Consider the following 13,821-nt stretch of genomic DNA (forward strand, 5'->3'; position numbering starts at 1 on the left):
CTAACTACCTAAACCTTATAAAACTCGCGATACCAATCAACTAAGGCTTGAACGCCTTGTTTAAGACCAACTTGAGGTTTGTAGCCAGTCGCTTCGAATAAATCAGAAGTATCAGCATAAGTCTTATACACATCACCAGGCTGCATCTCGCGGAAATTCTTTTTCGCTTCAATACCAAGCGCAGATTCGATTTCCGTGATGAAGTCCATAAGGTTAACTGGACTACCGTGACCGATATTGTAAACAGAGTATGGAGCAGAACTAGAAGCAGGCGTACCGGATTCAACGGTCCAGTCGTCATTTCTTTGAGGGATAACCTCAGAAATACGTACAATACCTTCAACAATGTCGTCAATGTAAGTGAAGTCTCGCCACATATCGCCATTATTGTTTATATCAATTGTATCGCCCTCTAATATCTTCTTAGTGAAAATAAAAGGTGCCATGTCAGGACGACCCCATGGACCGTAAACGGTGAAGAACCGCAATCCAGTGGTCGGTAAGTCATACAAGTGAGAATATGAGTGTGCCATTAACTCATTTGATTTCTTCGTCGCCGCATACAAAGAAACTGGATGATCAACCGTATCACTTGTTTCAAAAGGTGTTTTTTGATTCAAGCCATAAACAGAAGATGACGATGCGTAAACTAGATGCTTAACTTTTGAATGTCGGCAACCCTCTAGGATGTTTAGGTGACCAACTAAGTTAGAATCCGCATAGGCCATCGGGTTTTCTATAGAGTATCTCACACCAGCTTGAGCTGCTAAGTGGATAACACAATCAAACTGGTTGTTAGCGAAGAAATCAGCTACAGCTTGTCTATCCGAGAGATCCATCTTTACAAATTCGAATCGCTCACTATTATTGATCGTCAGTAGTCGAGCTTCTTTAAGATTAACATCATAGTAATCATTAATATTATCTACACCAACAACACTCGCACCTTTACTCAAAAGCACTTCAATGGTTTTAGCGCCAATAAAACCCGCTGCGCCAGTTACTAAATATTTCATTATAGTTTCCAATTTAAAAGCCAAGCCAACCTAACTAGACAAAATATAGTTAATTTCAAGTAGTAAAACTACTGCCAAAAGTTACCGAGATATAAGTCATCCTTGTATGTCCCAAATTTATCCCAACCACTAGCCGGACAAAAAGTCATTTCACCAAAATATATTTTTCCATCTACATTAAATAAATCAACGCGCACATAATTGAACGGTTTTGATAACAAAGTAACTATATCAACCATGTCTGAGAATTTTTGTGGAAGGTTAATTTTAGAAGGCCCATGATTATATTTTGAAAATTGAATATGATACTTATTACCATCTAAATCATATAGTGTTTTGGTACAGTTTGGAGTATTATATTCAGAATTTATTTGTAAAAGTATAAGTTCACCATTATTAAAAACATGGAACTTATAATCTAATAAGATAGAGTTATCTTTATTTTCCAGAAGTTCCTCTACAAGAACTGTCGGAGTTTCTATATCGTAGAATAGTTCATCAATCCCTTTTCCAGGCATTAATGTCAGATATCGATTAAATTGATCACATAGTGAATGCAAATCTTCTTTACTCTTATCTTGAACAACTTTCACATTAACACCACCTCCTCCATTACTAGATTTAACAACAAATTTAGATGGTAAGGCTGTAAGTTGTGATAAAGTTAATTTCTCAGTGCTAAGTATAAGAGGGACTAAAAACTCACCACCAACAACATCTTGAATATAATCTCTAACTTGTAATTTATCGGCAAATTTTGAGTACTTATTAGGATCTTCGTAAAACTTTCTATACTGAATTTTTTCAGAAAAAGTTTTAGGATTAGAAAAACTTGGATAATATTTGTGTGTAAGAATAAACCTTAATTTGTTATAGATCTTAATACCAAGCAGGGATCTTAACGAGTCTCTGATAAAGTTTGTGATATTCTTATTCACGTTAAACATCCTTATTAAAAGCTATTTTTTCAAACCCAGAAATAAATTCATCATAACCAAACTTTTTAGATATGTACTTTTTCCTTAAGTCTCGTTCTGAAAGTTGAGACTTATCTATAGAAAAAATATTGTTTACGAATTCTGAATGAAAACGAGGATCATTAGATTTTACTGAAGTGACTAAACCTTTATTACTATCATCTATAATATCTCTTATTCCATCTACAAGCGAAGAGCATACAAAGCAACCTGAATGCAAAGCTTCAATAGCGACTCGAGGCAAACCTTCTTTATGACTTGCAAATAGAAAGATATCTGAAATCGATAGGTACTCATGTACATAAGGTGTATGAGGAACTCTAATGATTTGATTTTCTAAATTCAATTCTGATATCTTAGAGTTCATTTCATTTTCATAAATCAAGTCTTCATTAGAAGTCGCACTACCTATCAGTAAGAGTAAATCATCATTTTCACAAACTTCATTGAAAGATTGTATGATTTCCATTTGATTTTTTCTTGGACAAACACTGCCGACGGTAATATAAACCTTTCCATTCTTATTAGGTATAGACTTTTCTATCTCAATGACTTTTTCTTTACAGACTTCATTAAAATTAAATCCAGTATGCAATATGGATATTTTTTTTGAGTATTTATTTCGTTCTGTATGAGACAAAACATCAATACAATCTGATGAAATAAGAATTATCTCTTTAGACAAAAACGCTGCGAGTGAAGATATTAGCTTTATTCTTTCATTAATTCTAACATACCATATAATTTTATTTTTATTTAAAAGCAGTATAGGAAAGAGCAATAAAAAGCTTCTAATATCATTTATACATATAGTATCAAACTTATTAAATTTAATTTTAATTAATTGAAAAAACCAATAATATAACAACACAAACATATAACTAATTTTATTGGGTAAAGAAAAATCTTTTCTTGAGCGCAGTAATACTGTTGGTGTATTTAAGTTTTTTACATTTAGATTTAAATCCTCTGCTTTAGTCAATAAACCATCAAACTTTGTTGAAGCAACTGTAACACTATGACCTTTATTATAAAGACCATTCGCTAACGACAACATACTTTTAGGCGCACCGTTTAAACCTTTAAAATATGAATCAATGAAAATAATCTTATTTTTAGACGTTTTTAATAACATTTTGATATTGTCTCGCTATAAAATCCACATCAAATTTTCTTGTTGTATCTAATATTTCATTTTCATCCCAAGAATGATTTAATGAGTAATCTACAGCTTGCTCAAAATCAATAACATTCAAATGTTCTACAAGAACTCCGTTCTTTCCTGATATAATTATATCACTAGGCCCACTTGGGCAATCATAAGAAACAATTGGAACTCCATATGATAAAGACTCAACTAAAACATTAGGGAAACCTTCGTTATGAGAAGTAAGGACAGTAAGCTTTGCTCTATGATAGAATTCATCTATGTTTGATTGGTGCCCCCAAAAAGTAACTTGCTGCTCAAGACTATTTAACTTGCAATATCTTTCTAGTTCATTTCTTTTAGGCCCATCACCAACTATTGAAAGCTTATATTCTTTTCCTTTTTTGGCTAGAGAACTAACAACGTGCAATATGTCCTTTACATTTTTCTGTTCAACTAATCGACCTACATATAATATATCTATGTCTTTATCTTTTTTACTTTCGCCAGTATAATTACTTGTAACGATTGGGTTATTAATTATTGAATAATTATCTTTAACACCATAATTACTTATCATATCTAGCTTGATCCCATTGGACTGAAATATAAAGAAATCCATTTTTTTATAGAAGAGCTTCATTAACCCCCCCACTACAAATTTATATTTCAAAGATTTAAAAACAATTGTTTTAGACAAAGTGTTATTTATCCTACTAATTATTTTAAAGTCTAATGAGTACAATTTCTTTATGAAGAACAAAACTAAGCTTAATTCATGATTGAAAACCAATATTTTATTTATTTTTTCTGTTCTTAAAAGTTTAGCCAAAACGGGAAAACTTCTGATAGAGCTACTTTTACCAAGATATTTAACATTAACATTACAGCTAACTGGATAATCGTTACCATCATTATCTAGAACATATAAATTTACTTTATACCCAGAGTCTGATAAATAAGACGCAAGTAAAGAGCAGACTTTTTCGGTCCCTCCCCCTTTCAACGAGTTTATTAAAATATTAATATTTTCCATATTAAACAACTTCAGAAATTAGTTTATAGACGATTTCTTATATAGATTGAAATTTTAGAATTAAAATACAACATAACCCATATTAAAAACATGGAAGAAAGCTCTAAAAAAATAGATGATCTAGATAAGTACAACGATTTAGAATAGTAAATTAAAAAGCCTACCCAAGATATGCTTAAATATGAAACATAACCAGAATAAGCCTTATTCTCGCTACTTCCTATAAACAGGCCGAATAAAAACATTCCAATAAAAACACCAGTAAAGCCAAAGTCCAAATACAAGTCAGCAGTTATAGATGAGCCATCACCATATAATCTATGTTCTCCTTGAATAAGGTATGAAATAAACTCTGACGTAGAGAAATATTTACTATCGTCACCATCGATTAATTTATTTACAATCCCCTGCAGACCAGGCACGACTCCAACAATACGTTTAAAAGCATAAACGCCATACCTGTAATCATACGTTTCAGGAACATTATCTATAGAGTGATTAAGTGTTCTTCCTGAATGAGCAAGCTCAATAAAACTATCCCCAGGAACTTTCTCTTCATACCACCTACTCTTATTGTTATTTCCTTCAATAATTGAATTGAACTGCTGTATATATGTCAATGTATCATCGTTACTCTGCCTTACTTGCCCAATTACAGTTAAAACAACTGAAGCAGAGAAAATCATTGCTAGCACTTGAATTAAATTAAATTTTTTAATTCTATAAACATATACAGAAATAAACAAAAGACCATAAGAAATTATAACACCTCGGTCACCAACATAAAGATTAAAAGCTAGATTCCAGAAAAATAAAATTAACAATGGATAACCGAAAATGGAAATATAATCTTTAATGCTTATGATGTTGTTATTTTTATCATTTGCAATTTGAGTTAATTTTATAATTATCGCGGCACTTAAAGATGCATTAAAAATCTTCAAGAAATAACTTGATATACCTAAAGCATCGCTGGCAAAGTACACTCCAGATCGATAAGAACCTGATGTAGAGAAAAAAGCAAAATATGACACGTATGCAATAATAACAAGCAATGAAATTGAATAAATTTCATTGCTTAATTTTTTCTTCCTCTCCGTTCGCCTTTTAAATGACCCATAAAGATTCCCAATTATATAACATAACACAGCAACGACAGAAACAATCACTGAGATATTTTCTATATAAGGGCTAGACCAGTACTTATTATAAGACCAACTAGGTAAATAATATCCAAAGTGCTGAAGAACTACAACTTGAAAGAATACTATGACATAACCAACAATAAAAATATTATTAAATGATAAATAGTTATTATTTTCTCTATTCTTAATAAGAAGGAAAATAAATATTGACACAAAGCAAATAACTAAGCTGACTCTTTGAAAACTTTTATCTACCAACTCAGGGACAAATAATAATAAAGAGATTGATACAATCAAGATAAAATGAATAAAAATAAAACCAAACAACTTAAAGTTCATATGAATTTCAACTTAGAAATGAAATGTATTTGATATTTAATATAAAATCACCCAATAGTAAATTTTACCTACTTATCGCCTTTGACGATATTACTTTGGCAGGAACTCCAGCCAAAACACAATTTCCATCACTGAACGATTTGTTTACGACAGCATTTGCACCCACTGTAACATTATCACCTAACACAATCCCTCCATATAGCTTAGCACCAGGCCCAATATATGCGTTATCACCGATTGTTGGAGCAATGCTACCATCAAGGATATCTGCACCAATATTTACACAAACGTGAATTCTACAGTTTCGTCCCACTCGAGCCTTACCATTAACAACTATCGTTCCATAGTGAGCTATAGATAATCCTTCTTTGAAGGTGTTCAGTGGTATAGTGAATCCTAGCTTTTTGGATATAGATAAGTACCTAAATCTAGTTATTAGCTTTAAGAACTTAGACTTGGAACAATTTTGATAATACTCAGCAGTCCTAAGAGCTCGTTGAAATCTCCATATATCGTTCTTTAAATAATCTTTAAATGTTCCATCAATACCGAGTTGAAGTAAATCCTGCTTCAAATAATATTTATACTCTTGCTTGTTTCTTATCATTTATTTTCACAATCTTATTTTTAAAAATCAAAACACTAAATAAAAAATATATAAATAAAAACACAAATGTTCGTTTTATAAAATCGTCAGGAAATAAATAAAATGAACATAAAACCCCAAGCATAGAAAATATAATAGGAAATGAAAGCAATCTATAATATGAGAAGATGTTAATTTTCAAAATTTTACAAACTGAAAGAGAATTCACTAATGCATTAAATATAGAAAGTAATAATAATGTATATATAACCGCATACATCCCATAAGAAGAAGAAATTAAAATTAATATAATTCCCAAAACCCTTTTATATAGCTCTTGCTTTAGAATAACTTTCACTTCTCCCATTGATTTAATAAAACATCTTGAGTAGCTCTCGATAGTTAATCCGAAAGCAGATAAAGATAAAAGCCGTAAGATATCCACTGAATTATCCCATCCCTCCCCTAATAAGCAGAGTATAATCCAGTCAGAGCTAACAAAAACAAATGAAAAAATAAAAAATGATAGTAAGGCGACAATAGGAACTACTTTGGAAACCATTTCTTTAAATGCTACAAGGTCATCAGATAGCTTCGATAATTTTGGAAAAATAGCCTTATCTATAATCAAGGTCAATGTATTTAAATACATTTCATTTATTTTTTGAGACTGTGAATAATAACCTAACTCTACTGCCCCAAACTTTCTACCTAACACAATATTCACAGAGTTTTGATAAATAGTAAAAATCAAAGATGACACCATCAATCTACCACCAAAAGAAAACAAATCAATGAACTTATCTTTTGAGAAATAGATTTTAGGCTTATAATCACTACAAATAAAAAATAATGTCGAAACCAAAAATGATTCGATAATCTGTATTGTAACAAGGGCCCAGTACCCAGCTCCTTTTAGAGCCAAAAAGACACCAATAATTGCAGAAAATAATGAAGAAAAGATATATATAATTGCTTGGTTTTTAAATACAAGATCTTTTGTCAATTTTGCACAATGGATAGTAGCAAATGATTTTATTATTATAGTCAACGCTAAAACTTTAACTATATCTATCAGTTTAGGCTCATTGTAAAAACTTGCAATAAAGTCTGATGAAAAGAAAATTGTTAAAGATAAGATTAACGCAACTACAATATTAAACGAGAATGCAGTGTGATAGTATTCTTTATTTATATTCTTTTTTTGTATGATCGCTCCAGATAGACCTGAGTCGATCAATACATTAGATAAAGAAACAATTATAGCTACCATGGAAAACAAACCAAAATCATGTGGTTCTAAAATCCTAGCTAAAATTATGACAGTAATGAGCCGTACAAGCATTAAACCTGACTTCTCTAAGAGGATCCATATATAACTTGACATTTATGAACTCATTATTTTTTCTCTATACTCATCAAATGTCTTTATTACTTTAGCTGGATTTCCAGCCACTACACTATTATCAGGAATAGACTTAGTAACGACACTCCCCGCAGCAACAATAACATTATTACCTATTTCAATCCCTGGCAAAATGATACTTCGGTATCCAATAAAGACATTATCACCAATTTTTACAGGTGCGTACCTGTAATATCTATCACCATTACTATCTGTTATCAAACAAGTCGAACCATCGTGAGTTAAAATCACCACCTCAGAAGTAATTGTCACATTATTACCCACTTCGACCATATCAGGTTCAGTTCCCCAAGAACTTATATATATTCTACATCCTTCTCCAATTTTAACTCCAATCCTTTTTGCATAGGCGAGTTTACCAAATAATTTTATATATATTTTTTTAAAAAAGAAATTTTTCATTTGGTTATTCACATCTTTTAATTTAATTAATCTCGAATCAATTTAGGCAACGCTCTAAATTTATTAAGCCAGGTAGAGATTCGCCATATGTGACTAATAATGGAGAAATAACACGCAAACAGAATTATAAAGGCGAGGAACATTGTAGATTCACTGACATCAGTAAAGTCAGCCCACAAGCCGATAGCGGCGCAAATTGATGCCATCGAACAGATGAAAATTAACGTTGCACCTGGAGAAAGCCCAATACGCTGACAAATATGGTGTAGATGTTCTCTGTCTGGTTGGAATGGTGACTGGCCTTTACGAATACGACGGATCATAATGGTTGCCATGTCCATCAACGGTAAAGCTATTAGCCACAGTGCTGTGACTGGCTTGAAGGCTACCGCTCCTGGTTCTTGCGTGCCGCGAATCAGCATCCAGACCACTGTAAAGCCGATAAACATACTGCCAGCATCACCCATAAAGATTTTAAAGCGACGACCAAGTGGGAAACCTAAGTTCAGGAAGATGTAAGGAAGCATCGCAGTCACGATCATTAAACAGATCGTAGCTAAATATTCGTTTCCGTTGTAGGCAAATACAATACCTAATGCTGTAAAGGTTACCGAGGCTAACCCGCCCAGCAAGCCGTCTATGCCATCAACCATATTAAATGCGTTAATTGCGCCTATTACCGCAATAACGGTGATCACTGCGCCAGCGACTTCATTAAGGGCAATGGTTTCGCTCCCCATCAAGTAGCCTAAATCGTGTAAGCTGTGGCCTCCGATGTAAATCATCGCAAGGGATATTCCGGCTTGGATAATAAGACGAATTTTGAAACTTACATCGTAGTAGTCATCTAATGCGCCGAGCACTATAAGCACAGCCGAACAAGATAAGTAGAGTGATAGGTTGTCATTCATTGGTAGGAACAGAAGGAACCCGACCAGTATAGTAGAGAAAATGGAGATGCCTCCTACAAGGGGTACTACTCCTTGGTGGAGCTTTCTTGCATTGGGTTTATCTACTAGACCTACGCGCTTAGCAACTTTGCGCATAACAAAAAGTAGAACGAACGACAAAATAAATACAAATAAATATGCATTATTCATGGTAGCCAACTGTGTTATTAAATAAGTTTGAGGTAAATCTATAACGCATCCGACTGATTCCCTTTACGGATTCCATTGCATCACAGGTCCGATACTGCTGATTCTTGCTTCGCTCGTATCTAGACACGCCGAACTCTAAGAATGAGCAGGTGATTTTTTGGCGTGACAAAACCACATTAGCCAACGTGGGTTGTAACGCATTGCAAACGCTAATTTCTAATATTGAATATGTAAGTAACTGAGTTCCACCGACACTAGCTCGTGACGGTCATCGGTTCTCAGCCTTTTATAGGCAGGCCAAATACAAAGCTGAACATACTAACTAACGGTTTGGGCCGGTAGTTATGTACTTCTATAAACCTAGTATTTGGTTTTGATAGGTATGAGAAATGGAGATTTAAATTGTAACCTATGCCTAACCAACATTTGCTCGCCACTTTGTTAGCTTTGAGCGTCCCTCTGACAAAAGGGAATTACATAAATTTGTAATAGTTCTCGTTTTTTATAAATCAATCTTGCCAGAAATGCACTTAGGTGCTTATTATTAAAAATTATCTTGCTTGGTTTCTTTTCTAGTAGGAAAGAGGCCAACAGACGATTTGGGCACGCTACCGCCCCTAGGTCTGGCTCCTAGAAGCAAGTTTTAGACGTAGTGTTTAATGGTTGCGTTTCCAAACAGGAGACGAATTGTATAGTAAACACGTTGCAACTAAAAGTAGAACGTGTAAAAAGCTTGCAAAAAAATGTCTTTTTTCTGACACTTAACTCGCCATAAACGTGACGCTTTTTTTTGTTGGCTTACTAATTATTAAACTCCTTCCGGCATAGCTGATGTTTGTGTAGCTAGCGCGTTAATCTCAGAAGCCTAAGTGAAAATAGTTGCAATAATATGAATTGCATCACAACAGGTTGCAATGCTACACAGTCAAATTTATGACGAATATCTAAGTCTCTCTAAACTTTCGGTTTTGCTGTTTTCTTACTCTCATTATCCTTGCCTACAATACGCTCACTTATTCACCACTTTCTGCTTACTTTGTTCATTGCGCGATTGACTGAGCCGTCTTTACGTCGCGAGGTGTCGCTATATATAAAAGCAAATACTCGTAAGCGTGGGTTAACAAAGGAAAAGGCGTCGTTTCGTTATGAAAGTACTGCACCACGGTGGGAAAAATACGGTTACTGGCTCTTGTCACGAGCTCGTATTACAAAATGGAAGTGTGCTGATCGACTGTGGTTTGCTACAAGGTCAAGATAATGCTCAGCAGGATAGTTTGAATATCAACTTTTCTATCTCTGATCTCAAAGCGGTTGTTCTAACCCATTCTCATATCGATCATGTTGGTCGGCTACCTTGGCTATTGGCTGCAGGTTATAAGGGTCCTATCTACTGTACGGAAGCCACTGCTGAGCTCGTACCGCTTATGTTAGAAGATGGATTAAAGCTCCAGTTAGGCATGAGGCGCCATCAAAGGGAAAACGTACTCGATTTTATTCGAACGCTTATTCGCCCTTGCTCTTACTCCCAATGGATAGAGATAGAAGAACATACCTCTCTTCGCTTTCAACCAGCAGGACACATTTTAGGGTCTGCATATGTTGAGTTTCATTTATTAAACAATGAAGTTGTTGTGTTCTCAGGGGATTTGGGACCTCGTAACACGCCTCTCCTACCTGATCCGGTATCGCCTGAAAAAGCTGACTATTTGTTTATCGAGTCAACATACGGCAATAAAGTTCACGAAGATGTTGAGTCTCGCAGTAGGCGATTGCTTTCTATTATTGAGCATGCACTTCAGGATGGTGGCGTAATTGTTATACCTGCTTTTAGCGTCGGGAGAACTCAAGAGTTACTGTTTGATATAGAACAGCTTATTCATGAGCACGCCTTGCAAGATTCTCTGCCTATTATTCTCGATTCTCCTTTGGCTAAAAAGGTAACTACTACCTATAGGCAATTTAAAAAGCTTTGGGGAGCTGAAGCGAAAGAGCGGCTCGAGCATCACCGACACCCTCTTGCGTTTGATCAATGTATTACCGTCGAAAGCCACACTGACCATTTAAAGCTCGTCAATCGACTCGCGAGCACGGCAGAAGCTGCTATCGTGGTTGCGGCCTCTGGTATGTGTGAAGGGGGACGTGTCGTCAATTATTTAGAAGCATTGCTGCCAGATAAAAGAAATGATGTGTTATTTGCAGGCTATCAAGCAGAAGGGACGTTAGGTCGGCGAATTCAGGATGGAGAAGAGAACATACTGATTGAAGGAAGGCGCGTTAGAGTGGAGGCTCAAGTACATACCATGTCAGGTTACTCTGCACATGCGGATAGGGACGATTTAATACAGTTTGTTTCTGGCATTCCAACTCCTCCGAAAGAAGTTCACCTTATTCATGGTGAACAAGAGTCGAAAAGATCGCTTTATCAACAACTGATAACCCTCGGATATAACTGCGTTATATAGTGAAATGAACAATCATTTAATTTCAATGCAATATAATATATCGCAAACATAGTTTTTCGAGTTCATTGATATAATTACGTTAAGATTCAAAAACAAGTCATGAACAAGGACTCAGGTTCAAGAAAATTAACAAAGTTATGAGCATGTTCTGGATTCAGGGATATAATTTCTATACGAAATAAATTATAATCGCCGACTTGTAAGCAATTGGCTAGTCGATAACAACTTATTCCATTCCTATGACAGACAGTATGAGCGACACGCTTCAAGAACGAGAAGCTTCTGAATTAACTAAGCATAATTCTATCAGCATAACATCAGCATTGGACGAGTTATCCGCAAGTGAATCAAATGCTTGCCTTTATATCTACTGTCCAAAAGAAGACGAAGCAAAAATTGCTCAAGTACTTAAGAGGCATCCTGAGATTAATGCTCAGGTTAATAACTATTCTCTTAGAGACTTCAAGAGCAAAACGCTTTGCCACTTCAAAAGCTCGCATCTAGATCCTGAACAGCAAGCGTTTCTTGTCGCGGCGACAGAGCTAGGTGCTTGGGTTGAGCCATTAGTGAGCTATTTTGACCGTTCACTCGGATATACTGAAACTGAGCTTTTGCACAGCGGCTACTTCTTACACCAAAAAGCTTTTTCTATCCTTTCTAATCGCAAGAACAGCTGGCAAAAACGCTTCATCGATCTGTTGTTTGTCTTCATGCTGTCATGGGTTGCTATTCCAGTAGGGCTTATTACGGCACTACTCATTAAGCTTGAATCGCCAGGTCCGGTATTCTTTAAACAGCGTCGTACCGGCCAGTATAATGAAGAGTTTGAAGTGATTAAGTTTCGCTCGATGCGAAACGATGCAGAAAAGAACGGAGCCCAATGGGCAACAAAAAATGACGCGCGCGTAACGAAAGTCGGCTGTTTTATTCGTAAAACTCGCATTGATGAGCTCCCTCAGTTAATCAACGTATTAAAGGGAGAGATGTCGATGGTTGGCCCTCGCCCAGAACGTGAAGTGTTCATCTCTGAGTTGGAAAAAGCCATTCCTTACTATCGCTTTCGTCACGCCGTTAAACCTGGGGTAACTGGCCTAGCTCAAGTAAAATACCCTTACGGCGCATCGGTAGAAGACGCTATTTGGAAGCATAAATACGATGTCTACTATATCAAACACCAAAACTGGATGATGGAAGTGAAGATTCTTTTCCTTACAGTCAAAACGGTGTTATTTGGGATGGGTCGCTAAAACACGGCGAAGTTAATCGAACGGATCACAGGTATAAAAAGAGCAGCGCCTTACGGTCGCTGCTCTTTTTGTGTGTATATTCTGTAAGCTCTATCGAGGATTAAGGAAACTAAGATTTGCGCTTAGTTCGGTGTTTCATCGTACCTTTAACGGCGTAGACAGAAAATGTAAATAGGCTTCTTGGCAAGCTCAAGCCTACTACGTCTCTGTAAAACTTCCATTGATATGACAAAACGCTAAATTTGTTAGCTGTCATACCACTATCCATCCGATACTTTGCTAATGGCTTAGGTAGACAGTACGCTTTAGGAGTATCTTTCAGTATATCTAACCACAATCCCATATCCTGACGTTTACGAATAAGAGGCATATAGCGCTTACCGAGTGCCTGTGTATCATAAACGGCGGTCAGGCACCCGATAACATTACTGTACATAAGTTTTTTATACGTTGTATATTCGGGAGCAGTTACAACACTCAGATCTTCTTCACTAGTAAAACGGCTGTAGTGAGTGTATGTGAGTGGGTAGTTATTCTCCAGCATGAATGGAATTTGCTCTGCTAGTTTGTCTTCTGTCCAAAGGTCGTCAGAATCCAAAAAAGCAATAAAGCGGCCTTTTGCTTTTTTTATAGCAAAATTCCGGCTCGCTCCTGCACCTAGGTTTTCTTTGTTCTGATATACACGAATGTTATCGTATTTATCAGCATATGTTTGAATGACTTGCCAAGTATTATCGGTAGATCTGTCATCTACTATTATAAGCTCCCAGTTTTTATAAGTTTGGGATAGTACACTTTGAATACTTTCTAAAATGGTGCCATCAGAGTTATATGAAGGCATGATTATAGAAACAAGGGATTGGCTCTTTTGCATTATACTGACTTTTTAATCATCCATACTTATACAAGTTAATTAAACTAGAGGTTATCCCCAGAAC

Annotated in this window: 12 protein-coding genes; 2 read left to right on the top strand and 10 right to left on the bottom strand. The window is 35.4% G+C overall.

The genetic code is table 11. From position 1 onward, the window contains the following. Positions 1–8: 8 nt before the first annotated feature. From R7Q11_RS09660 to wecA, 9 genes are all read right to left on the bottom strand, one after another. Positions 9–1,016, bottom strand: a complete 1,008-nt coding sequence (locus tag R7Q11_RS09660) for an NAD-dependent epimerase (RefSeq protein WP_005384851.1) — start codon at positions 1,014–1,016, stop codon at positions 9–11. Between the two features lie 68 nt (positions 1,017–1,084). Next, positions 1,085–1,954, bottom strand: coding sequence for an ATP-grasp fold amidoligase family protein (locus R7Q11_RS09665; protein ID WP_213867422.1), 870 nt, complete (start codon positions 1,952–1,954; stop codon positions 1,085–1,087). Position 1,955: 1 nt separating this feature from the next. Next, on the bottom strand, positions 1,956–3,128 hold the full coding sequence (locus tag R7Q11_RS09670) for a glycosyltransferase (protein WP_213867423.1): 1,173 nt from the start codon (positions 3,126–3,128) through the stop codon (positions 1,956–1,958). Further along, positions 3,109–4,176: a glycosyltransferase gene (locus tag R7Q11_RS09675; protein WP_213867424.1), complete on the bottom strand. Its 1,068-nt coding sequence runs from the start codon at positions 4,174–4,176 to the stop codon at positions 3,109–3,111. Before R7Q11_RS09675 ends, R7Q11_RS09670 begins: the two co-directional genes overlap by 20 nt. 23 nt (positions 4,177–4,199) lie before the next feature. Further along, positions 4,200–5,660 carry an O-antigen polysaccharide polymerase Wzy gene (gene wzy, locus R7Q11_RS09680; protein WP_213867425.1) on the bottom strand — a complete coding sequence of 487 codons (1,461 nt, stop codon included), beginning with the start codon at positions 5,658–5,660 and terminating at the stop codon, positions 4,200–4,202. A 64-nt stretch (positions 5,661–5,724) separates the two neighbouring features. Further along, the gene (locus tag R7Q11_RS09685) at positions 5,725–6,267 is read right to left on the bottom strand and encodes a serine O-acetyltransferase (RefSeq protein WP_213867426.1); all 543 of its coding nucleotides are present in this window, start codon (positions 6,265–6,267) and stop codon (positions 5,725–5,727) included. Next, on the bottom strand, positions 6,242–7,633 hold the full coding sequence (locus R7Q11_RS09690; RefSeq protein ID WP_225466400.1) for a lipopolysaccharide biosynthesis protein: 1,392 nt from the start codon (positions 7,631–7,633) through the stop codon (positions 6,242–6,244). Before R7Q11_RS09690 ends, R7Q11_RS09685 begins: the two co-directional genes overlap by 26 nt. Continuing rightward, positions 7,634–8,074, bottom strand: a complete 441-nt coding sequence (locus R7Q11_RS09695; protein WP_080276961.1) for an acyltransferase — start codon at positions 8,072–8,074, stop codon at positions 7,634–7,636. A 26-nt stretch (positions 8,075–8,100) separates the two neighbouring features. Next, a complete protein-coding gene (wecA, locus tag R7Q11_RS09700; protein ID WP_213867429.1) occupies positions 8,101–9,174 on the bottom strand; it encodes a UDP-N-acetylglucosamine--undecaprenyl-phosphate N-acetylglucosaminephosphotransferase in 1,074 nt (357 codons plus the stop codon). Positions 9,175–10,319: 1,145 nt separating this feature from the next. On the opposite strand from wecA, the gene R7Q11_RS09705 reads away from it, so the two are divergent. After that, on the top strand, positions 10,320–11,636 hold the full coding sequence (locus R7Q11_RS09705) for an MBL fold metallo-hydrolase (protein ID WP_025768337.1): 1,317 nt from the start codon (positions 10,320–10,322) through the stop codon (positions 11,634–11,636). 239 nt (positions 11,637–11,875) lie between these two features. Next, entirely contained in the window at positions 11,876–12,883 is a 1,008-nt protein-coding gene (locus R7Q11_RS09710) for a sugar transferase (protein ID WP_017820724.1), read from the top strand. Positions 12,884–12,992: 109 nt separating this feature from the next. Here the strand turns inward: R7Q11_RS09710 and R7Q11_RS09715 are convergent, their stop codons facing one another. After that, entirely contained in the window at positions 12,993–13,757 is a 765-nt protein-coding gene (locus R7Q11_RS09715; RefSeq protein ID WP_225466401.1) for a glycosyltransferase family 2 protein, read from the bottom strand. Positions 13,758–13,821: the final 64 nt, after the last annotated feature.

This window comes from Vibrio sp. 970, from assembly GCF_033339075.1.